General features: G+C 59.0%; 18 protein-coding genes. 8 read left to right on the plus strand and 10 right to left on the minus strand.

Annotated elements, in window-relative coordinates; genetic code table 11:
- Positions 1–168 precede the first annotated feature (168 nt).
- From Q0601_RS02920 to Q0601_RS02935, 4 genes are all read left to right on the plus strand, one after another.
- The gene (locus Q0601_RS02920; protein WP_305286955.1) at positions 169–2,295 is read left to right on the plus strand and encodes an acetate--CoA ligase family protein; all 2,127 of its coding nucleotides are present in this window, start codon (positions 169–171) and stop codon (positions 2,293–2,295) included.
- Positions 2,296–2,379: 84 nt separating this feature from the next.
- Positions 2,380–3,579, plus strand: a complete 1,200-nt coding sequence (gene sucC, locus Q0601_RS02925) for an ADP-forming succinate--CoA ligase subunit beta (protein ID WP_305286957.1) — start codon at positions 2,380–2,382, stop codon at positions 3,577–3,579.
- Positions 3,579–4,496 (plus strand): succinate--CoA ligase subunit alpha, encoded by a 918-nt coding sequence (sucD, locus tag Q0601_RS02930; RefSeq protein ID WP_305286959.1) that lies wholly within the window; start codon positions 3,579–3,581, stop codon positions 4,494–4,496. Before sucC ends, sucD begins: the two co-directional genes overlap by 1 nt.
- A gap of 169 nt (positions 4,497–4,665) precedes the next feature.
- Positions 4,666–5,400: a GntR family transcriptional regulator gene (locus tag Q0601_RS02935; protein ID WP_305286961.1), complete on the plus strand. Its 735-nt coding sequence runs from the start codon at positions 4,666–4,668 to the stop codon at positions 5,398–5,400.
- Here Q0601_RS02935 and Q0601_RS24680 read toward each other — a convergent pair.
- Positions 5,288–5,632: a ketopantoate reductase C-terminal domain-containing protein gene (locus Q0601_RS24680; protein ID WP_370656084.1), complete on the minus strand. Its 345-nt coding sequence runs from the start codon at positions 5,630–5,632 to the stop codon at positions 5,288–5,290. The genes Q0601_RS02935 and Q0601_RS24680 overlap by 113 nt on opposite strands.
- Entirely contained in the window at positions 5,581–6,018 is a 438-nt protein-coding gene (locus tag Q0601_RS02940; RefSeq protein ID WP_370656085.1) for a ketopantoate reductase family protein, read from the minus strand. Before Q0601_RS02940 ends, Q0601_RS24680 begins: the two co-directional genes overlap by 52 nt.
- Before the next feature lie 393 nt (positions 6,019–6,411).
- Here Q0601_RS02940 and Q0601_RS02945 point away from each other — a divergent pair, with 393 nt between their 5' ends.
- The 4 genes from Q0601_RS02945 to Q0601_RS02965 all read left to right on the plus strand — a co-directional run bounded on the left by Q0601_RS02945 (position 6,412) and on the right by Q0601_RS02965 (position 10,126).
- Positions 6,412–6,762 carry a hypothetical protein gene (locus tag Q0601_RS02945; protein ID WP_305287408.1) on the plus strand — a complete coding sequence of 117 codons (351 nt, stop codon included), beginning with the start codon at positions 6,412–6,414 and terminating at the stop codon, positions 6,760–6,762.
- A 444-nt stretch (positions 6,763–7,206) separates the two neighbouring features.
- Positions 7,207–8,712, plus strand: a complete 1,506-nt coding sequence (locus Q0601_RS02955; protein WP_305286963.1) for an Nramp family divalent metal transporter — start codon at positions 7,207–7,209, stop codon at positions 8,710–8,712.
- An 11-nt stretch (positions 8,713–8,723) separates the two neighbouring features.
- Positions 8,724–9,242: a hypothetical protein gene (locus tag Q0601_RS02960; protein WP_305286965.1), complete on the plus strand. Its 519-nt coding sequence runs from the start codon at positions 8,724–8,726 to the stop codon at positions 9,240–9,242.
- Positions 9,243–9,427: 185 nt separating this feature from the next.
- On the plus strand, positions 9,428–10,126 hold the full coding sequence (locus Q0601_RS02965) for a TerC family protein (protein WP_305286967.1): 699 nt from the start codon (positions 9,428–9,430) through the stop codon (positions 10,124–10,126).
- 612 nt (positions 10,127–10,738) lie between these two features.
- Here the strand turns inward: Q0601_RS02965 and Q0601_RS02970 are convergent.
- From Q0601_RS02970 to Q0601_RS03005, 8 genes are all read right to left on the minus strand, one after another.
- Positions 10,739–12,475, minus strand: a complete 1,737-nt coding sequence (locus tag Q0601_RS02970; protein ID WP_305286969.1) for a DEAD/DEAH box helicase family protein — start codon at positions 12,473–12,475, stop codon at positions 10,739–10,741.
- A gap of 120 nt (positions 12,476–12,595) precedes the next feature.
- Positions 12,596–13,870 (minus strand): formyl-CoA transferase, encoded by a 1,275-nt coding sequence (gene frc / locus Q0601_RS02975; protein ID WP_305286971.1) that lies wholly within the window; start codon positions 13,868–13,870, stop codon positions 12,596–12,598.
- Positions 13,867–15,621, minus strand: coding sequence for an oxalyl-CoA decarboxylase (oxc, locus tag Q0601_RS02980; RefSeq protein ID WP_305286973.1), 1,755 nt, complete (start codon positions 15,619–15,621; stop codon positions 13,867–13,869). Before oxc ends, frc begins: the two co-directional genes overlap by 4 nt.
- 538 nt (positions 15,622–16,159) lie before the next feature.
- Entirely contained in the window at positions 16,160–17,752 is a 1,593-nt protein-coding gene (locus tag Q0601_RS02985) for a gamma-glutamyltransferase family protein (protein ID WP_370656086.1), read from the minus strand.
- Positions 17,749–19,302 carry an acetolactate synthase large subunit gene (locus Q0601_RS02990; protein ID WP_305286975.1) on the minus strand — a complete coding sequence of 518 codons (1,554 nt, stop codon included), beginning with the start codon at positions 19,300–19,302 and terminating at the stop codon, positions 17,749–17,751. Before Q0601_RS02990 ends, Q0601_RS02985 begins: the two co-directional genes overlap by 4 nt.
- Positions 19,299–20,357: an ABC transporter ATP-binding protein gene (locus tag Q0601_RS02995; protein ID WP_305286977.1), complete on the minus strand. Its 1,059-nt coding sequence runs from the start codon at positions 20,355–20,357 to the stop codon at positions 19,299–19,301. Before Q0601_RS02995 ends, Q0601_RS02990 begins: the two co-directional genes overlap by 4 nt.
- A complete protein-coding gene (locus Q0601_RS03000; protein WP_305286979.1) occupies positions 20,354–21,355 on the minus strand; it encodes an ABC transporter ATP-binding protein in 1,002 nt (333 codons plus the stop codon). Before Q0601_RS03000 ends, Q0601_RS02995 begins: the two co-directional genes overlap by 4 nt.
- On the minus strand, positions 21,348–22,796 hold the full coding sequence (locus Q0601_RS03005; RefSeq protein WP_305286981.1) for an amidohydrolase family protein: 1,449 nt from the start codon (positions 22,794–22,796) through the stop codon (positions 21,348–21,350). The genes Q0601_RS03000 and Q0601_RS03005 overlap by 8 nt, the downstream gene beginning before the upstream one ends.
- Positions 22,797–22,806 lie beyond the last annotated feature (10 nt).

Genomic DNA, 22,806 nt, shown 5'->3' on the forward strand with positions numbered 1-22,806 from the left:
AATGGCCAAAATTGGCCATGTTGTTGTCTTCTTTTCCCTGTTCCGGAAACTTGGGGTTGACAGGATTGCTTTCTGGCATCCATCATTCATAATACCAGAAGATGAACTACGATGCTCCGGCATGGGCGGCGTGGTTCGATGACGACATGTCCGTCAGGAGGGGGAAACATGCTTGATAAGACCAATGTCCGGAAAACGCTGGAGGCGGTAAAGGCCGAGGGCCGCACGGCTCTGACCGCGCCTGAAGGCAAGCTGTTATGCGATGCCTATGGTATCTCGGTCCCTGACGAGGGGCTGGCGACAAGTGCTGACGACGCCGCCAGACTGGCCTCTGATATGGGATTCCCGGTGGTGATGAAGATCGTCTCGCAGGACATTCTTCACAAGACAGATGCCGGAGGGGTGATCGTCGGCGTGGAAACGGCCGACGATGCGCGCAAGGCATACGACACGATCATCGCCAATGCGAAAAACTACAAGGCCGATGCCGATATCAGTGGCGTTCAGGTTCAGCAGATGGTGCCGGCGGGGCAAGAGGTCATTATCGGCGCCGTGACCGATGGCAGTTTCGGCAAGCTGGTGGCCTTCGGCCTTGGCGGTGTGCTGGTCGAGGTCCTGAAGGATATCACCTTCCGGCTTGCACCCGTCGATAATGCCGAGGCGCTGTCGATGCTTGACGGCATTCAGGCCTCTGAAATGCTCAAGGGGGTCCGCGGCGGCGACCCGGTCAGTCGCGAGGCGCTGGCCGATATGATCGTGCGAGTTTCGCAATTGATCAGCGATCATCCGGAAATCTCGGAACTTGACCTGAACCCGGTCTTTGCAACCAAGGACGGCGCAATTGCCGCGGATGTGCGCATCGTTCTTGATCATGACCAGCCCGAGCCCCGTCACCGACCCAGCCAGGAAGAGATCGTGACGGCCATGAACAAGGTGATGCGCCCGCGTGCGGTGGCCGTCATCGGAGCTTCGAACGAACAGGGCAAGATCGGCAACTCGGTCATGCGCAATCTCATCGACGGGGGATATAACGGCGATATCTATCCGATCCACCCAAAGGCTGACGATATCCTTGGCTACAAGGCTTATAAAAGCGTCAAGGATGTACCGGGTGAAATTGACACCGCTGTCTTTGCCATCCCGGCTAAATTCGTGGCCGGCGCATTGACGGAATGTGGCGAAAAGGGAATCCCCGGCGCGGTGCTGATCCCGTCGGGATTCGCCGAAGCGGGTGAGCCGGAGTTGCAGGAAGAGATCGTAAAGATCGGCCGCAAGTATAATATCCGCCTGATGGGGCCGAATATCTACGGGTTCTATTACACGCCCGACAATCTTTGCGCGACCTTCTGCACGGCTTTTGACGTGAAGGGTTCGGCGGCGCTGTCATCGCAATCGGGCGGGATCGGCATGGCGATCATCGGCTTTTCGCGCTCGGCGAAGATGGGTGTGTCGGCAATCGTCGGATTGGGTAACAAATCCGATATCGATGAAGACGATTTGCTGACCTTCTTCGAACAGGATGACAACACAAAGATTATCGCCCAGCACTGCGAGGATTTGAAGGACGGGCGGGCCTTTGCCGAGGTCGCCAAGCGCGTCTCGAAAACCAAGCCGGTGGTGGTTCTGAAGGCCGGGCGCACTTCGGCCGGTGCCAAGGCCGCATCCTCGCATACCGGGGCTTTGGCAGGCAACGACAAGATCTACGAGGATGTCTTCAAGCAATCGGGGGTGATCCGCGCCCGGTCGCTGAAACAGCTTCTGGAATTCGCGCGGGGCATTCCGGTCATGCCGGTGCCCAAGGGCGAAAATGTGGTGATCATCACCGGGGCGGGCGGTTCCGGCGTGCTTCTGTCGGATGCCTGCGTCGACAATGACCTGAACCTGATGTCGATGCCGGACGATCTGGATGCGGCTTTCCGCAAGTTCATCCCGCCTTTCGGTGCGGCGGGCAATCCGGTGGACATCACCGGGGGCGAGCCGCCGGAAACCTATAAGAACACGGTCCGTCTGGGGCTGGAGGATGACCGCATCCATTCGCTGATCCTTGGTTACTGGCACACCATCGTCACGCCGCCTATGGTCTTCGCCAAGCTCATGGTCGAAGTGAAGGAAGAGATGGCCGCCAAAGGTATCGAAAAGCCGATGGTGGCTTCGCTTGCCGGTGATGTCGAGGTCGAGGAAGCGGCGGAATATCTCTATCAGCACGGCATCCCTGCCTATGCCTATTCCACCGAACTCCCGGTCGAAGTGCTGGGCGCCAAATATAAATGGGCTAGGGGCGCGGGCCTGCTTTGATCCTTTCGGGTGGTCCGGTTCCGGCTTTGCGCCGGAGCCGGGTCGCTTCGGGATTTGGGCTGTCCGAACAAGGAAAATCACAAGATGCATATACATGAATATCAGGCCAAGGATGTCCTGAGATCCTATGGCGTGCCGGTTCCCGACGGGTTCGCCGCGATGGATGCCGATGAAGCGCAGGCCGCAGCGGGGAAGCTGCCCGGGCCGGTTTTCGTCGTCAAGGCGCAGATCCATGCCGGCGGGCGCGGCAAGGGCAGTTTCAAGGAACTGGGTGCGGATGCCGGTGGGGGTGTGCGGTTGGCCCGATCGGCGGATGAAGTGCGCGAACACGCGGCGCAGATGCTGAACAATACGCTGGTCACGGTGCAGACAGGCCCCGATGGCAAGCAGGTGAACCGGCTTTACGTCGAGGCAGGGTCACAGATCGACAAGGAATTCTACCTGTCCCTGCTGGTCGATCGCGCGACCGGCTTCACCTCTTTCGTGGTGTCGACCGAGGGCGGGATGGATATCGAGACGGTGGCGCATGAAACGCCCGAGAAAATCCTGACGCTTGGCGTCGATCCGGCAACCGGGTTCATGCCTCATCATGGCCGCGCTGTGGCAAAGGCACTGGGACTGACCGGCGATCTCGCCAAACAGGCGGGAGCATTGGCCGGTAAACTTTACACGGCTTTCATGGCCCGCGACATGGAGATGCTGGAGATCAACCCGCTGGTGCTGACCGGTGACGGCCAACTGCGCTGTCTCGATGCAAAAATGGGTTTCGATTCCAATGCGCTGTCCCGCCATCCGGATATCGCGGAAATGCGTGACGAAACCGAAGAGGACGCCAAGGAAATCGAGGCCTCGCGCCATGACCTGTCCTATATCGCGCTTGACGGGGATATCGGCTGCATGGTCAACGGGGCCGGTCTGGCCATGGGAACGATGGATATCATCAAGTACCACGGCGGAACGCCTGCCAATTTCCTTGATGTCGGCGGCGGCGCGACTGCCGAAAAAGTGGCGGCGGCGTTCAAGATCATCACGGCGGATCCCAATGTAAAAGGCATTCTTGTCAATATCTTCGGGGGCATCATGCGCTGCGATGTGATCGCCGAGGGGATCATCACGGCCGTGAAAGAGGTCGGGCTTTCGGTACCGCTGGTGGTGCGCCTTGAAGGCACGAAAGTCGCCGAGGGTAAGAAGATCATCGAAGAGTCGGGACTGAATGTCATTTCCGCCGATGATCTCGACGATGCCGCGCAAAAAATAGTCAAGGCAGTCGGAGATTTAAGCTGATGTCCATTCTCATCAACAAGGATACCCGGGTTCTGTGCCAGGGCATGACCGGCAAGACCGCCACTTTCCATACCAAGGCCGCTTTGGAATTCGGCACGAAAATGGTTGGCGGCGTGGCCCCCGGCAAGGGCGGATCGACGCATCTGGACCTGTCGGTTTTCGACACGGTTCTGGAGGCGCGTCAGGCGACCGATGCCGATGCCTCGGTCATCTATGTGCCGCCGCTTTTCGCCGCCGACGCCATCTGCGAGGCGATTCAGGCGGAAATTCCGCTGATCGTCTGCATCACCGAGGGCATTCCGGTTCTGGACATGCAACGGGTCAACCGGGCGCTTTCCGGTTCGAAATCCCGTTTGATCGGTCCGAACTGCCCGGGGCTGATCACCACAGATGAGTGCAAGATCGGCATCATGCCCGCCTCGATCTTCCGCAAGGGCTCGGTCGGGATCGTCTCGCGTTCGGGAACGCTGACCTATGAGGCGGTGTTCCAGACATCGCAGCAGGGGCTGGGCCAGACGACGGCGGTCGGGATCGGCGGGGATCCGATCAAGGGCACGGAATTCATCGACGTGCTTGAGCTGTTCCTGGCGGATCCGGCGACGGAATCCATTGTCATGATCGGTGAGATCGGCGGTCAGGCGGAAGAGGACGCCGCCCAGTTCCTTGCCGATGAAGCGCGACGAGGACGCTCCAAGCCGACAGTCGGTTTCATCGCCGGGCGCACTGCGCCGCCGGGACGTCGGATGGGACATGCCGGGGCGGTCATCTCGGGCGGCAAAGGCGGGGCCGAGGACAAGATCGCGGCCATGCGGGATGCGGGACTCCGGGTCTCGCCCACGCCCGCAAAGATCGGCGAGACATTGGTTGGGCTGCTCAAGGGTCAACCGGAAGAGGCGCAGCCAACAGCTGCGGAATAGCGAACCCAATGCGGCTGGTTCCTCGTCCCGGATATTGGTCGCGATTGCAAGCTTGTCCCGGGCAGTCCCTTTGGATTTGCCCGGAGCCCGAATCCTTGCATTATCCAGTGATCTGTTCCAGTTGAGATATGTTATTATAAATTCCACCCGTTGACTGCAGGAGACACTTGTGAGTTCCAAATCTCAGACGCGTTGGCCGGTTTCCGACAAGACAGGCCCGGACCTTGTACTGGAGCCTTTCGCTGCAGAGCCTAATTTCAAGACACGTATCTATGCGATGCTGAAACAGGCGATTACGGGGATGGATATCTACAGCGTGTCCGAGGACACCTGGCTTGACGAACGGCAACTGGCGGAGCGCCTGGGGGTTAGCCGAACCCCGATCCGCGAGGCACTGGCCATGCTTGAGCAGCAGGGGTTTGTGAAATCCGTCCCGCGGCGGGGGATCATCGTTTTGCGCAAGACCAAGCGCGAAGTGATCGAAATGATCCATATATGGGCGGCTCTTGAAAGCATGGCGGCCCGGCTGATCACCTTGAATGCCGGCAAAACCGACATCGGCCGCTTGCGGAAAATCTTCGAGAAATTCAATGACGGTCACGCCCCCGAGGATTATCCGAGCGAATATTCCGAGGCCAATCTGTTATTTCACCAGACATTGATCCAGATGGCCGGAGCCCCCATTCTTCAGGAAATGATCGAGGATATCGTCCTGCATGTGCGCGGCATCCGCAAAATGACGATTGGCCGTCACGATCGCGCAAAGCAATCGATCAGTGATCATCTGGCAATTATCGATGCCCTGGAAAAACGTGACACCGTACTGGCAGAGAAGCTTTGCCGCGATCATACGCTTGGTCTGGCCGACTATATCGAGAATCATAGCGCAGACTTGTTCGACTGACACAACCGCTCGCAGCCGGGATTAGCGGGGGCTTCGGGGCGCCAATCCCGTCGTTCGGATCAGTTTCCGGGAATGTGGGGTAAATCCCCTTTACGCGTCCCATCTGTTGGGCCAGCGCCAATACGCTGTCGATCAGCGGTGTTTCGGCACCGGCAAGGCGGCCCATTTCCTGGACAGAGGTCAGCAGGGCGTCCAGTTCGATGGGCCTGCCGCGAGAAACATCCTGCAACATGGATGTGCGATGCGCCCCCACCTTGGCTGCAGATCCGCATAGGCTGGGTCGAGCCCGTGGAAATACCACCACGGCAGCCCATTCTGCGCTGTCACTACCGCTGTCTCGTCACGCAATAGCGGAGTGATCGCTGCGGCGGTTTCCCATGCCTGATGCGCCTTGAGCGCAATAATCACGTAATCCTGCAGGCCGATTGCGGCAGGATCCTCGCTGGCGGTCATCCGCTCGACGATCTCTTCGCCATCAGCTCGCACTGTGAGGCCGCGTTCCTGAATCGCCCTGAGATGCGGTCCGCGGGCAATAAGCGAAACATCGGCGCCACCACGTTTCAGCATGACTGCCATGTAACCACCGATAGCACCGGCGCCATAAACGCAGATTCTCATATTTATCTCCTGACCAAGGATTGCGTGGGTAAGGGGATACTGCGAGATATTTCTGGTATATGTAATACCAGAAAATTTACCAAGTCAATCTCTGCTGATTATGCCGAGTTGATTCGTGAGTGGGTGAAAAAGGACTGGATGTGCAGGAACAATGCAGTCAGAAATGAAGTATTCCGGAATTTGATGTTGTTGATCCCGCGAATTTTTAAGCTGGCTATAGCGCTTGATCAAATCTGTTGCATGTATGACAAATTGGTAATACGTTATACCAGAAGTGTTTGCCATGAGGCGATTTGCCGCAGGACAACTTGCCCCGGGAAAAGTGCTTAACGAGTCGGCCCTGCAATTGAAGGAGTAACCAGTTGTAGGAAACATCAAACGGGGAGGGATGATGTGAATACTGCATCTCAGTTGGATACGTATGACCTGATGGATGCTTCGGCCCGGGGAGAGGGGGCTGAATCACCCGGACAGGACAACATCATAAAGCTGGAAGCGCTGCATACCGTAGCAGGGGAGCCGTCATGGAAGATGATGGGGCCCGGTGTCGCGGTAAGGATGAACAAAACCGGTACCAGCCACGTCATGCATGAACTCGGCGTTGGTCACGGTGAGCAGCAGATCAATAGAATGACGATTGCAAGGAGGAGAATGAGGCTGGGGAAGATGTCATCGCATCGCTCGTATCATATAGCGATGCTGTGCCGGTCCTTCAGCTTTCCGAAGGCGTTCGCGATGCGATAACGGGCCGCCCTTGCCAATGCTGAGCATGTCGGCTTGGGATTCGGGCCGCCCCCGGTACGTCCGATCGCTTTCGGGTGGCCACCGTTTTTTCAAGCTTGTTGCGGTGCGCCTTTACGAATGCGCTGTCGATCATCGGGCGAACGCCTTGGGTTCCATGCCACGCCGGTTCCTGAAATATTCTGGCGAATACGCGAGGTCCGCAGATTCCGGACGTATCCTGCCATCGGAACCCATACCATTCGGTATAAATGATCCCGCTCAGCAATATGCAGCCGTTGAATCGGGCGACCCCCCGGAGCTTGAGGAAAAAGGCCTCAAGCCGCATCTGACGAACACGCAGCCAGGAGTATCGCGTGTCTCTTTTGCTCATGATCAGGCTGAACCACTCAAAGCACTAGTATGCAGAGAAGTTTATAGGGACTCACCCTAGGGAGGAGAATTGTTGTGAATTACGATAACAAAGACTCGTCGTTTCCCGAGGCAGGCAAAGCAGCGCCGGGCGAAGACGAACCAAGATACTGGAAAGCGGGGGGGCTAGATCCATTGCGGATCGCCAAACTTCCGGTCGCACCTCAGGCGATCCATATTGTCGGACCGGCGATGATCCTTGTTGCGGTGGGCGTGGGTCTCGGTGAGACCTATATGTGGCCGCGACTGGTACTGATGTTCGGGCCGGAAATCCGGTGGCTGTTCCTGATCGGTGTCGTGGTGCAGACGGCTGTGATGATGGAAATGGCCCGCTGGGCCATGGCCACGGGTGAAAGCATCTTCATGGGCGCCGCGCGTGTCTGGAAGCCCCTCATGTGGTTCTTTTTCGCGCTGGCCATGGTAACCTATATCTGGCCCGGGCATATCTCGGCGGGCGCGCTGGCGTTCGAGAAGATCACGGGGATCAACTGGTTATGGTTCGCCTGTCTCGGCCTACTCTCCATCGCCTTGGTCTTCAGCTACGCGAAATACGTGTATGACCTGCTCGAAAAACTGATGGCGTTCCTGATCGGCTTTCTGGTCATCGGTTCTGCCGTCATCGCGGGGATAATCGGGTCGTGGAACGATCTCTGGCTTACCCTGACCGGCATGGTGGCATTTGGCTATATTCCCGATGAGATGATGACGGCGGCCTGGTTCCCGATCATCGTCGGCTCGATCGCCTTTGCAGGGCCATCCGGCATGCAGCAGATGTGGTACACGTTGTGGCTGCGTGACAAAGGAGCCGGTAACGGTGCCCATATCCCGAGAATCCGCGGACTTGCGCATAGCGAGGAAGAGGAAACCTATCCCGTTGCCGGTTACATGGTCGACACTGACGACGCGGAAGAACTGGAAAAGTGGAAGGGCTGGTATCGCTGGGTACGCTATGACGCGATCCTGATGTTCTTCGGCACCACCATGATCGTGACCATCATCTTCACGATTCTTGCCATGGCCGCATCACGGATAAGCCCCGAAGTGGTGGCACAGTTCGAGCAGGGCAACCAGGAAGCCGCGCTGAGCGCGATGGCCAACGCGTTCTCGGAAGCGGGCGGTGCGTTCCTTGGCACCCTGTTCTTCATCTTCATCATATTGGTCGGCTATAAGGGAACAATGGGTATCGTCGACGCGTTTGCCCGCGGTCAGGCGGATATGACCTATTTCTTCGTCCCGGGGGCGCAGAAGTTCAAAATGGGCCACCTTTATTTCGGCTTCCTGTGGGGAGCGACGATCTTCGGGATCCTTATCCTGCTGTTCGGACCCGCCGACGGACCTACGGCAATCCTGGGCATGCTGGCATTCCTGTCGGCGTTCTCGATGGGCGGCTACTGCATCGTGCTTCTGCTGGTCAACAACCTGCTGTTGCCGAAAGCAATTCGCCCACATATCGTGTTCAACGTGATTATCGGGCTTGGCGCGCTTTTGTACTTCGGTGCGCTGTTTATCAGTCTGGTCGTCTTTGGCGCGCTGCCGGATTAAGGTGAAATGCAATGACTAATTCCGTCAAGCGAATGACCGAGCTTCTGCTACCCGGCTCTATGCTCGGTGTCATCGCGTCATTTGCAGTCGGCGGGGTAGCCCTCTATGGAGGGCTACCTATCGGCTACGTTGTGGTTTCGGTGCTGGCTCTCGGCATCCCACTGGCGCTGTTCGGGGCGGGCTACAGTTTACTGTTGGCCCAGGCCCGGATCCGGATCGGGGGCATTACTCCGGCCGTTGGTTACTGGCTGATCGGCTACACGGTCTCACGCACCATTTACGAGGTGGTGATCAATCTCTATCTCGGCAGCCCGTCCCTCCTTTCCGACGGCGTGCTTGCGTTCTTCGGGTTTCAGCTTCTCGTCAGCACGGGTTTCGCGGTAGGCTTCATGTGGCTTCATGAAAACATCGCCCCGATGTGGTGGGTGCATATCCGCGACCGCAACCCGATTGCTGCCGCGTATGTGGCCGCATATACGCAACAGGCTGTGTACACGAAGCAAACCAAGGAACAGGCGACGCGCACCTGAGCAGAACTGAAAGGAAATTTATCCAATTGCAGAAAGGCGACAGAGGATCTAGTCAGAAGACCTGAATACAATCTTTCCGCTTTATGCGGATTAAAATAACGGTGACCGGGCCCCTCTGGCGATTCAGGCGGCGATTCGTGATGTCGGGAACCACCACACCTCAGCCGCTGTTTTGAGGAGTGCCTATGTTTGGCATTGACCCGAGTTTTATCTCTTCCCTGCTACAAGTGATCATGATCGACCTGGTACTGGCCGGGGATAATGCGATTGTTATCGGCCTGGCTGCTGCCGGCCTCCCCCCTGAATTGCGCAAACGGGCCATCATGATCGGCATATTAGCCGCGACGCTCATGCGTATCTTCTTTGCGCTCATTACGACTCAGCTTTTGTCACTTGGCGGTGGCCTGCTGATTGCCGGGGGCGTCCTGCTGCTTTGGGTTTGCTGGAAAATGTATCGCGAACTCAGCGTTTCCCACGAGGATGAACATGGCGCGACCGAGGCGCTGTCCGACAGTGACACGAACGCGGACGGCACCGTGGCTGGCGGAGCGCCGCGCAAGACCCTGCGTCAGGCAACCACCCAGATCATCATTGCCGATGTCTCCATGTCGCTCGACAATGTGCTGGCTGTGGCCGGGGCTGCGCAACACCACATTGAAGCCCTGATCTTTGGTCTTGCGCTGTCAGTGGTCATGATGGGATTTGCCGCGACTTTCATCGCGCGGCTTCTTCATCGCTTTCGCTGGATCGGATGGGTCGGGCTTATCCTCATCCTTTATGTGGCCGTTAAGATGCTCTACGAAGGCGCCGATCAGCTGATGGGGCATACTCTGCCAGCCATCCCGCTTATCAAGTCAGCGGCTGCAGCCGTATTTCTTCACTAGCGGGTAAACAATTGATCAGGTTGGCCGGTGATCGGCCAACCGAAAGCATTTACAGGTTTTCCGGAAGAAAGCCGGGTTGCAAATCAGTTACCCGGCGAGGGCGAAGCCTCGAAGAGCTCAGAAAGCCCGGGGTGAGCCGTGGAAACGAAGAGGCCCGGTAGCGGATTTGCGCCCGCTTCTGACCGCAGCACCAGCCCGCAGAGCATTGAAAAGAGCTGCAAAAAAACCACCGCGCTTTTGGCTGGCGGAGGCGTAGTGTTTGGGGTCTGCATAGGTCATGATACTCTACCTTCTACATATTTCATGCCGTTCATGCCCCGCATATAAGAAGGCTCTTCCGATCCGGTAGGGTCGTCTGGCGCAAGTCCGCTATGCATGCAGAGCAAGACCCTTAACAAAATAAAAACATGGCCTTACGAGCGTGTTAACAGAACTTCAACGCCGGGTAAAAGCGGCGAAACAAGTTGTAGGGACTGCATGCGGATTCTGCGCTCTTGTCGCGGAAAGCCATAAGCGCACCATATGACGGGAATTGCCCGCCGATGCGGCCCTTGTTCCTGCTTTTCCTCCTAGGAGACCGATGCTATGCGCATCCCCGCGCATAGCTGCGCCTTACCAGTCTCCGAGAGTGTAATGCCGTTCGCGGTCACAATCGATCTTAACCATATCGGCAACCTGTTTTTGCCCGGACAGTCCCGCTGTTTCCTCACGAGACATTCTTTCCAATCCGACCTGCTTCAGAAAATCCCCTGACTCGAACTGACATTCACCGCCAAGGAATTGCGCGAGAAGATCCCCTTTGTCCTTGTGAATGAACGAGACCTTCGGAATCCGCGCGATGAAGGTCGCAAGAATGTCGCGATTGTCCGCGATGTCCAGATAGACCTCTGCCGGAGATTGGGCATCGATATTGATCTGCTTGTAATCATTCATCCGGCGGATGCAGTCCGGATCGAGGATGGTGATTTCGCCGTTCCATCCGAATGCGACGGTGCGGGGACGTTCTCCGAAAGCTACGCTATTGTCGAGAAATTCGAAATGCACCTTGGGGCTTTTCTTGCCGACCCATGTCAGGAACAGTTCGGGCATGCCTGTATAGGCCTCGACATTGTGAAAGAGGAGATCATCGACGGCCTTGTAGCGGCCGGTTTCCCGACCTCGTTTCCACGCCCGCTCCACCGTTTCGGTCGGAGGTGTGATGATGAAGAATATGAATACGGTATGGCCGAAACGGCTGAGCAACCGACCGTCGGTCTGCTGATTGGTCGACAGTTTGAAACTGTCGAAACGGAAGCGGTCGATCAGCAAATGCGGCATGTTCGAATTGGCCGCCTTTTCTTCCATGTAGCTGTCAAGTTTCCTGTCGATGATTTCCAGCTCATGTCCGGTCAGCATGGCGGCATATTTGAAATGTTCGCCCAGACTGTTATAATCCAGCAGGAACTTGCGCCAGTAATCAGGGCTGACGAGGGCGAAATCCTTCCAATCTATGCCCAGCCGTTCCGCCAGCTGCAACTGTAGCGGCCGGATCGTACTTTTGCCCGCAGCAGAGGCGCCTTTGACATTCATGACGAAGGGGCGTGCCTGGTAAGGCAGCAGCCTGTATCCCTCCTTGTCCACTGCTTCCAGAAATATGGGCTCTATCAGCGAACTGATCATGCGGCTGCCATATGAATTGCAGACCAGCCTTGAGGTCAGGGAGATCACAAGATCCTTGTCGGCCATCAGACGGCCACGCTGGCCGACAATCCCGCCAACGGTAGCCAGCAACGCCCTGAGACATGCCTGCTCCAGCGGATCATCTGTCGCGTCGACACGGTTTTGCCATTCCGAAAGCGCCGCAAGTTCTGGCAGAACTGAAGCCTTTGCCAAGGGCTGCTTTTTTCCGAAAAGCTTTCCCAAAAGCCCCGGTTTGTCGTTAATCGGGTTCGGGGCTCGTCGCTTGAATATATCCGCGTCGAGGCGATCTGCCAGGCTTTGTTCCACCCGGGTGCGGAGCTTGGCGAATTCGGCTTCGAGTTCCGGTAATCTTGGCTGGATCCAGTTGTCCAGGATCCGGCTTGCCATGCCCCGCAGGTTGATCCCCAATTCTTCGTAATTCGGCCCGTCGGGTACGAAAAGCTCTGTCGTTACCCGGATCAGGATGTCGTGCATTGCCAATCGCTCGGCTTTGAATGCGATCATCTCTTCGGGTTTCAGTCCGCAGAAATCAGCGGCCTGTTTGGCATCGTGATATCCCGTTTCAGAATTTTCCGGGCGAAAAAGCGTGATCGCCGGCATAAGTTCCGAGGGAAGTGCCGAGTTTAAACCCGGGTTCCAGGCATCGAAGCTGACATCGGGTTTTGACATTCTCTGCCGCCTTTTGTTGCGGGTTGTCGTGAGAAGTGCCTTGCCGGGGATACGGCATTCCTATGACAACAAGACGGGCCGCAACAGATGGCGGCCCGTCTTGAAGAACAGGGCGATTGCCTATTCCGCTGCAAGCTTGGCAGGATCGCCAAGCGCCCCGCTTTGCTGCAATTCCTTAACCATGCCCTCGTCGAATTGCAGCACTTCGCGCAGGATGACGTCGGTATGCTCTCCCAGCAGAGGGGAGCGGGTGACTTCGGTCGGGCTTCCCGACAGCTTGATCGGGTTGCCGACCGACAGGTAAGAGCCCCGCGTCGGGTGATCGACCTCGACAATCGTGCCAGTCGCCCGCAACGACGCATCGGCTGCCAGTTCCTTCATCGACAGGATCGGCCCGCAAGGGATGTCGCGCGCGTTCAGGATCTCCATCACCTCGAACTTGTCGCGGGTTTGGGTCCAATCCTCGATCCGGCCAAACACCTGATTGAGACGCGGCAGGCGGGCATTCGGCGTCGCATAATCGGGATCGGTCTTCCATTCGGGTGCGCCGATCACGTCGCAGATCGCCTCCCAGACCGGGGCCTGGGTGATGAAGTAGATATAGGCGTTCGGATCGTTTTCCCAGCCTTTGCATTTCAGGATGCGACCGGGCTGGCCGCCGCCGGAATCATTACCTGCGCGCGGGACGGAATCGCCGAATTCGACCCCTTCGCCGAACTGGCTGTATTCCTTCAGCGGGCCATGCTCCAGACGCTGCTGGTCACGCAGCTTGACGCGGCAAAGGTTCAGAACGCCGTCCTGCATCGCCGCCGAGACCTTCTGGCCCTGCCCGGTGCGGGTTCGCTGGTACAATGCCGTCACGATTCCAAGGCACAGATGCAGCCCGGTTCCGGAATCGCCGATCTGCGCACCGGTGACCAGCGGAAGGCCGTCGCGGAAACCGGTAGTCGAGGCCGCGCCGCCTGTGCATTGCGCGACATTCTCATAGACCTTGCAATCCTGATATGGCCCCGGGCCGAAACCCTTGATCGAGGCCACGATCATAGAGGGATTGATTTCCTGAATCCGCTCCCAGGTGAAGCCCATGCGGTCAAGTGCGCCGGGCGCGAAATTCTCGACCATCACATCACATTTCCGGATCAGCTCTTCGAGAACCTTCTTGCCGCTCTCGTTCTTGGTGTTGAGCGTGATCGAGCGTTTGTTGTGGTTGAGCATGGTGAAATACAGACTGTCCACATCGGGAATGTCCCGCAGCTGACCGCGGGTGATATCCCCCACGCCGGGACGTTCCACCTTGATCACGTCGGCGCCGAACCATGCAAGCAGCTGCGTGCAGGTCGGGCCCGACTGAACATGGGTGAAATCGAGAATGCGGACTCCTTCAAGAGCTTTCATTTCGTGCCTCCTGCCTTTTTTCCAACCGTGCTTTGCGGATTGAGATTGCCGATCCGGCCGCTTTCGGTTCCAGCCGCCGGGTCGATGACCGCGTTGATGAGAGTGGGTTTCCCCGAATCCATGGCCTCGGATACCGCATTATACAGCGCATCGGGAGTTGTCACATTCACCCCGTTGCCGCCGAAGGCCGTCATCATCTGATCATAGCGGGCATTATCGACGAAAACGGTGGTGGCGACATCCGAGCCGCCCGACGGATTGATATCGGTGCCGCGATAGATGCCGTTATTGTTGAAGATCACGATGCAGACCGGCAGATTATACCGGCAAATCGTTTCCACCTCCATGCCGCAGAAACCAAAGGCAGAGTCGCCCTCGATCGCCAGCACGGGCTTGCCGGTTTCGATCGCTGCCGCGATTGCCGATCCCATGCCGATGCCCATCACGCCCCATGTGCCGACATCCAGCCGTTTGCGCGGCTGGTACATGTCGATGATGCCGCGGGCAAGGTCGAGCGTATTCGCACCCTCGTTCACAAGAACGGCGTCGGGACGTTCCTTGATGACCGTGCGCAAAGCGCCAAGCGCGCCGTGGAAATCCATCGGCGTAGAGTTCTTTTTCAGCCGCCCTGCCATTTTGGCGACATTTTCTTCCTTTTTGGCATCGATCATGTCGGTCCAGTCACTGGGTGGCTTCTGCCAGTTCTCGCCCAACCCCTTGAGCAGCGCGGATATGCAGGAGCCGATATCGCCCACGACTGGCGCGGCGATCTCGATATTCGAATCCATTTCCTTCGGTTCGATATCGATCTGGATGAATTTCTTCGAGCCCGGCTCACCCCAGCTTTTGCCCTTGCCATGCGACAGCAGCCAGTTGAGGCGTGCGCCGACCAGCATCACCACATCGGCATTCTTCAGCACTGTGGACCGTGCCGCCCCGGCGGATTGCGGATGAATATCGGGCAGCAGACCTTTTGCCATGCTCATTTGCAGGAAGGGAATGCCGCTTTTCTCGACGAATTCGCGAATATCATCATCTGCCTGAGCATAGGCCGCGCCCTTACCGAAGATCACCAGCGGGCGCTTGGCCTGTTTCAGAACCTCCAGAGCACGTTCGACGGATGACGGTGCGGGCAATTGCGCCGGCGCGGCATCGATGACCTTGACCAGCGATTTCCGCCCGGCTTCCTTTTCGATGACCTGCGGGAACAGCTTTGCGGGCAGATCAAGATAAACCCCGCCCGGACGTCCCGAAACGGCGGCACGGATTGCCCGCGCGATGCCGATGCCGATATCCTCGACATGCAGAACCCGGAAGGCTGCCTTGCAAAGCGGCTTGGCGATGGCCAGCTGGTCCATCTCTTCATAATCGCCCTGCTGCAGATCGACGACCTCGCGTTCGGAGGATCCCGAAATGAGGATCATCGGAAAGCAGTTCGTCGTCGCATTGGCCAGCGCGGTCAGCCCGTTCAGGAAGCCCGGCGCCGAGACCGTCAGGCAGATCCCGGGCTTTTTCGTCAGAAACCCCGCAGCCGACGCCGCATAACCGGCGTGCTGTTCGTGCCGGAAAGAGATAACGCGCATGCCTTCCGCCTGCGCCATCCGTCCCAGATCCGTGATCGGAATGCCGGGTACACCATAGATCGTGGTAAGACCGTTAAGCTTGAGTGCATCGATGACGAGATGAAAACCATCCGTCAGTTCCGGCTCTGCATCGGCCCTGGACGGTTCGAGTTTTGTGACGACAGTCATGTGCTATTGCTCCTCCTGTTCAACGTGTCGTTTGTCTCTTGGCCGCAGGGCAGTTGCCGTCGTCAGGTTCTGATTCGACAAGGCCGCGGGGCTCCCCTCGGCAAACTCTGGCATAATCAATGCCACCTTTCAACCGAAACCTCACCAGAATCTCCCCCTTTGGTATCAGCTGTTGACAGGAGGCATCGAAGGCAGCCTGCGCCCTTCGGGTAACTGCGGGATGTTCTTGCTGGAAGGATGTGGAAATTGCGTCAAATCCGGGAACTGACGCTTCCAGAAACAAAGCATGCATAGCCCTGTCCGATCCGAGGCAGACAGGGTCAATACAAGGCATCGTCAATCGGGATAACGACGGGCTTCCCAATATGGGAAGATGACGGTGTCATCATGAGCTAAAACAAATCCGGTGCATTTTGTTGCTATCGGGTTGTCAGTGCAGATATGCTCAAATGCAATTCAGATTTTATTAATTTTATGAATGTGTTAAGGTACCATACAGGTTAACCCGCCGGGATGGCTGCCTCTCGGTCGACGCTTGTTAATAACCCGCAGCCATTCCATCCTTGCGGCTGTCGGACGCGCCGATCAGCACCCCCGTTTCGCTGTCGATCCGGATCGCCTGAGCCCCTCCGAGTGGTCCCGCCTGCACGGAAAGATGGTGGCCGCGCTCTTCGAGTTCCCGACAAACCGGATCCGGCAATCCGGGTTCGATCTGCAACTCGCCGTTGAAGGCAAAGCTGCGCGGCTCTTCCATCGCGGACTGGATATCCAGCCCGCGATCCAGAACCGCCGAAAGGAAACCCGCATGACCGGCTGCCTGATAATGCCCACCCATGACTCCGAACGGCATCGTCACCCGGCCGTTTTCCCGTAGCATTCCCGGAATGATCGTATGCATCGGGCGCTTGCCTGGCCCGATGGCGTTCGGATGCGACGGGTCCAGGCTGAAGGACAAGCCCCGGCTGTGGAACAATATACCCGTTTCGGGATCGAGCCGGGTCGATCCGAATGCGTGAAAGATTGAATTGATAAAGGAAATCGCGTTGCCTTCCGCATCGATCACGCAAAGATAAATCGTATCCTTGTGCTCGGGCTCGGTCCACAGGACCGGCTTACCCGCCCGCAAGGGATCTATGCGCGCCCGAAGCGTTTCGATCACCTTGTCCGATAGCAGCTGTTGCGCCAGTCCTTCGCAATATGCCGGATCGGCGATCAATGCATCGCGGTGATGATAGGCAAGCTTGGTCGCCTCGGCGAGAAGATGGATCCGATCCGCTTGCGAAACCTGCGGCCCCATGTCGAAGCCTTCGAGGATCCGCAGGATCAGAAGCGCCGCCAGCCCCTGACCATTTGGCCCGCATTCCAGAACCTCACAACCGCGATAAGACGCCGAGATCGGTTCTTCCCATCGCGCGACCGACAGTGAATCATGAAAATCCTGTTCGCTGTGCAGCCCGCCCAATTCTTGCAGATAGCGGCACATTTTCGCGGCGGTTTCGCCGGTATAGAACGCTGCGGCACCCTTTGACGCGATCTCACGCAGTCTTGCACCAAGCAAAGGCTGGCGCAGAACCCTACCGGCGCGCGGGGCACGACCATCGGGCAGGAACAGACGCGCGGCGTGATCGCCCGGCTGCAGGCTGTCGCCAAAGGCTGCCCAGTCACGCGCTACCCGCGCGGTGATCGGAAATCCTTCTTCCGCATAACGGATCGCCGGAGCGAACAGCCGGTCAAGCGGCAATGTCCCGTATTCGTCATGCAGCAGACACCATGCCGAGATCGCCCCCGGGATGGTGATCGAATGCGGGCTGGTCTGGGTCAGTTCGGTGATCCCTTTTGCCCGCAACGCCTCTGGCGAGGCGGCGGCGGGGGCCATGCCCGACCCGTTCAACGCCCGAACCCCGCCGCCTGCCGGCGCATACAGAACGAAGCAATCTCCGCCGATCCCGGTCATATGCGTATCGGTGACGCATTGGACCGCGCAGGCGCAGATCGCCGCATCGACCGCATTGCCCCCTTCGGACAGAACCGCAAGCCCTGCTGAGGTCGACAGGGGATGTGACGTCGCGATCATCGCCTGGCTGGCATAGCTTGGCGGGCGTCGTCCGGAAAGAAAGTCGAAATGGGTCACAGGATTGCCTCGATCAGGAATGGGCCGGGCTCGATAACCGCGTCCGACAGGGTACGGTGCAACTCGGCTGCGCAATCGACCCGGCGGCCCGGTACGCCCATACCCGCAGCAAGCGATATGAAGTCAAGCTCGGGCCGCCGCAGATCCAGCAGGTTCAGGGCGTCGGGACCGGGATTGGCGCCTACCTTGAACAACTCGTGTTTCAGCAGGTCATAGCTTTTATTGGCGAAAATGATGGTGGTGACATTCAGTCCCTCGCGTGCCTGCGTCCACAATGCCTGCAGCGTATACATGGCCGAGCCATCGGCCTGCAGCGCGATTACCGGCCGATCGGGACAGGCGACCGCCGCCCCGGCAGAGAGAGGCGGGCCGATCCCAATCGCGCCGCCGGTGATCGACAACCAGGAATGTGGGGGTGCCCCGGCCGACATGCTGTCGACCTGATTGGCACTGGTCAGGCTTTCATCGATGATGATCGCCCCTTCGGGCAGCGCCGAGGCAATGGCCGCCGACAGGGCGAGATCCTGTAACGGTCCGGCTTGCGGAATTTCGGCGCGGGAAGGATCCGTCAGACGTGCGGATTTTGCGCCGATACTGTCGGCCAATGCCTGCACCGCCGCCCTGCCATCCTGATCGAATTCGGCAAGCTGGATGACTTCGCATGCCTCTGGCAGCAACAGGCTGGGTCGGTTCGGATAGGCGAAGAAAGCCACCGGGGGCTGCGCCTCGATCAGCACTGCGCGGCGAAACGGAGCCAGCTGTTCGATCGCCATGTCGATGGGATAGGGAATGCGCGGAATATTCGCCCGTCCTGCCCCGCGTTCGATCCGGCGGTTCGATCCCGGCGCCATCAGCTTCGCGCCGGTCTGTCTGGCGATACCCGCCAGAAGCCGGGTGGAGGCGGGATCCTCCAGCACCGTTCCTCCGCACAGGATCAATGCATCGGGACCAAGCGCGGACACAGCGCGGGCGATGACCTGCGGATCCAGTGCGCGTGGCCCGTGCGGCTGCATCGGCGGGGCGATTACCCCGCCCTCCTGCCAACCGATATCGGCCGGTGCGATCAGGGTTGCGATGCGGCCCGGATGACCGGTTGCGACGGCCAGTCCTTCGATCGCGTCCCGTGCAATCGTATCCGCGGTCTGTGCCGTGCGGACCCAATCGGAAAAGACGGAAGCCGTCGCCGGCACGTCAGCCGTCAGTGGCGCATCATAACGCAGATGCCGCAAAGTATGGTTGCCGACGATATTCAGCATCGGCGAACGCGCCTTTTTGGCGTTGTGCAGATTTGCTCCGGCATTCGCCAGACCCGGCGCCAGATGCAGCAACGTCACCGCCGGCTTGCCCGCCATCCTTGCATAACCGTCGGCCGCACCCGAGACGACACCTTCGAAAAGCCCCAGCACGCAGCGCATCAGGCGTGTCCGGTCAAGTGCGTCGACGAATTGCATCTCGGATGTTCCGGGATTGGCGAAGCAAACCTCGACCCCTCCTGCGCTAAGGCTGCGCACCAAGCTTTCCGCGCCGTTCATGGCTGTCTGATCCTTCATTTCTGTCCTGCCCTTGCCTGTTCCAGAACCGCCAACCGGCGCATCAATGCTGGACTATCCGCCTTGATGGGGACAACATTGTCACTGATCGCGGCTTCAGCAAAATGACAGGCCACGCGGGATTGACCAACTTGCCGTAACTCAGGTCGTATCGCGCGGCAACGGTCATCAGCAAGCACGCAGCGGGGATGGAAAGCGCAGCCCGAGGGCATCGCCAAGGCGCTTGGCGTGCCGCCCTTGGCAGAGGCTTTGTGTCGCAGCGCCGCCGGATCCGGACGTGGCGCCGAATCGATCAGCATGCGGGTATATGGGTGGCGCGGCGCCGTGAACAGGGCTTCGGTCGTCGCCTCCTCCACGATCCGCCCAAGATACATGACCGCGACCTTCCTGGCGATATGACGCACGACGGCCAGATCGTGGCTGATGAAAACATAGGCCATCCCAAGTTCGCGCTGCAGATCCTGCAGCAGATTGACGATCTGGGCCTGAACCGAGACATCAAGTGCCGAAACCGGTTCGTCGCAGACGATCAGCATCGGGCGGGTGGCAAGTGCGCGTGCGATGCCGACCCGTTGCCGCTGCCCCCCCGAGAATTCATGAGGATAGCGCTCTGCATGCCAGCGTGCCAACCCACACAGATCGATCAGCCGATCCGCCTCGGCGCGGACGGTGGCGGATGTCGCCAGCCCGTGCAGCAGCAACGGCTCGGACAGCGTTTCGCGCACCGTCATGCGCGGGTTGAGCGAACCGAACGGATCCTGGAAGATGATCTGCATATGCTTTCGCGCTTCGCGCAGCCCCTGCCGGTTCAGTGCGGTGATGTCCATGTCCTTCAACCAGACCTTGCCGCCACTGGGTTCGTGCAGACGCAGCAGCGCACGCCCAAGCGTCGATTTCCCGCAGCCGGATTCGCCGACGATGGCCAGCGTCTCATTCGCCTCAAGCTGGAAGCTCACATCCGTCACCGCCTGCACCGTTCCGGCCTGCCTGCGCAAAGTACCGCGCCGAACGGGAAAATGCTTGGTCAACCCCTCGGTCCTCAGCAGCGCGGTCATGATTGTCCTCCTGTCGCAGAGACGCCTTCGATAGGTGCTTTCCAGCAGGCGATCTCATGCCCCGGCGCGATCTCTCGCAGGGTGGGGCGTTCATTGCGGCAGCGATCGTCTGCCAATGGGCATCTTGGCGCGAAGCGGCATCCGACCACGCGCTCCCATGGCGGCGGCACCGATCCGGGAATAGCCGTCAGCCGGCCCTGAAGCGCATCCATTCGCGGAACCGCCGCCATCAGGCCAACCGTGTAGGGGTGCTGCGGATCGGCAAAGATCGCGCCGACCTCGCCACGTTCGACGACGGTCCCGGCATACATGACGACCACCGCCTGACAGGTCTCGGCCACGACCCCAAGATCATGGGTAATCAGCAGTACCGCCGTTCCGGTGCGCTCTTGCAGGTCGCGCAGCAGATCAAGGATCTGGGCCTGAATCGTCACGTCCAGCGCGGTCGTCGGCTCATCGGCGATCAGCACGGTGGGATCATTGGCCAACGCCAGAGCGATCATCACCCTTTGCCGCTGCCCGCCCGAAAGCTGATGCGGATAATCATCCACCCGCTTCTCGGGCGAGGGAAGGCGAACGGTGTCCAGCAGTTCTATCGCGCGCTCACGCGCCGCCTTGCCGGTAAGCCCCGAATGCCGCCTGAGACTTTCGATGATCTGGCTGCCACATGTATAGACAGGGTTCAGGCTTGTCATCGGCTCCTGAAAGATCATGCCCATGCGACCGCCTCGCATCTCGCGCATCTCGCGTTTCGAGAGTTTCAGCAGATCGCGGTTCTCGAAGATCACCTCGCCACCGGCAATCTCTGCCGGCGGGCTGGCCAGCAACCGCATGATCGCCAGCGAGGTCACGCTTTTCCCGCAGCCCGATTCACCGACAAGTCCCAGCGTCTGGCCAGCCATCAGATCGAAACCGACGCCGTTCACCACCCGCAGCTGATGGCCGTCCGAGTTGAACCGCACGTCGAGATCGCGCAGCGACAGAACCGGGTCAACCATCGGCAAGCTCGTAGGATAACGGTGATGCGGCCAGATGTGATCTGCCGGCATAGTCTTTTGACGTAAACGCCTTTTCCGCCCGGCGCTGGGCAGCTTCCAGCCGGTCCAGCGCGGCCGGAAGATCGAATGCCGCGACCTGGCCATCCGCGACCACCTGACGGCCATCTATGAACACGTCGGTTACCGCCCGTTCCCCCGCCACGTAAATCAGCGAGCGCAGCGGATCGCGGACAGGCCGCATGGCCGGGTGAGTCACATCGGCGATCAGCAGATCCGCCTTGGCTCCGGCCTCCAGCCGCCCGATATCCTCGAGCCCGATGATCGCCGCGCCGCCGACCGTGGCCGCATCAAAGACATCCGAGGTGCGCAGATCGAAGACATCGCCGCTCATCAGGCGGGAATTGATCAATGCATGGCGCATCTCTTCCAGCATGTTATGGGGATAGGTATCGGTGCCGATCCCCATCGGGATACCGGCGCGGCGATAGCGGCCAAAGCTGCGCAGGGCGATCCCGCGACGCTGGAAAACCGTGGGGCAATGGGCGACCGCCGCGGCCGATCTTGCCAGCCGGTCCAGATCCTGCGCCTGTGGCCAATGCACCCAGGGATGATCGTTCAGAAAGATGCCATGTCCTATGATAGTCGTGCCATCCAGCACGCCAAGATCGTCCAGCCACTCGATCGGGGTCCGTCCGTGGCGTCTGGTGATCTCGTGAAATTCGACAACCGATTGCGCGGCGTGGATCTGCATCTTCAGACCGCGACGGACCGCTTCGGCATGGCTGTCGCGGATCAGTTCGGGCGTGCAGGTGTCTATCTGCGAAGGAGCGATCATGCCGGACAGGCGTCCCGAAGGATCCGCAGCCGCCCTGTCGATGACCTCCATCGCAGCCGCCATCGCCGCTTCGCCGCCCGCCTTGTCCCATTCGTATTCCGTGACATGGCCGTCCTTGGTGAACCACCTGGCCGAGCGATACATCGGCGCCGCCACAGCCCGCAGACCCGAGCGCGACAGCAAATCAAGCCAGCCATCATAGGGCACCGACAGATCGACCAGCGTCGTCACCCCCGACAGCATCAGTTCGGACAGCGCGACCTCGGTGCAGGCAAGGCGTCCTTCATCATCGGCACCGAACAGCGGCATGAATTCGTAAAGCGAGCTTTGGTACAGGCCGGGACTGCCGAGTTCGTCCAGGAAACCCTTGTTCAGCGGCTCGGAAAGCGGATGCGAATGGATATCGACAAGCCCCGGAGCGACAAGCCGCCCCGCGCCAGAAATTTCGCGTGCAGCCGGGCCTTCATAGCGCCCGCCGACCTGCAAGATCCGGTCACCCGCAAAGGCGACATCCTGCCCGCGAAGGAAATTATGGCGGTTCGATTTCCCGTCCCAGCCGATAATCCAGTCCGCCTTCCGGATAACGGTGACTTCTGCACTGTCCATTCAAGCCTCC

This window comes from Paracoccus wurundjeri, assembly GCF_030678915.1.
Taxonomy (GTDB): domain Bacteria; phylum Pseudomonadota; class Alphaproteobacteria; order Rhodobacterales; family Rhodobacteraceae; genus Paracoccus; species Paracoccus onubensis_A.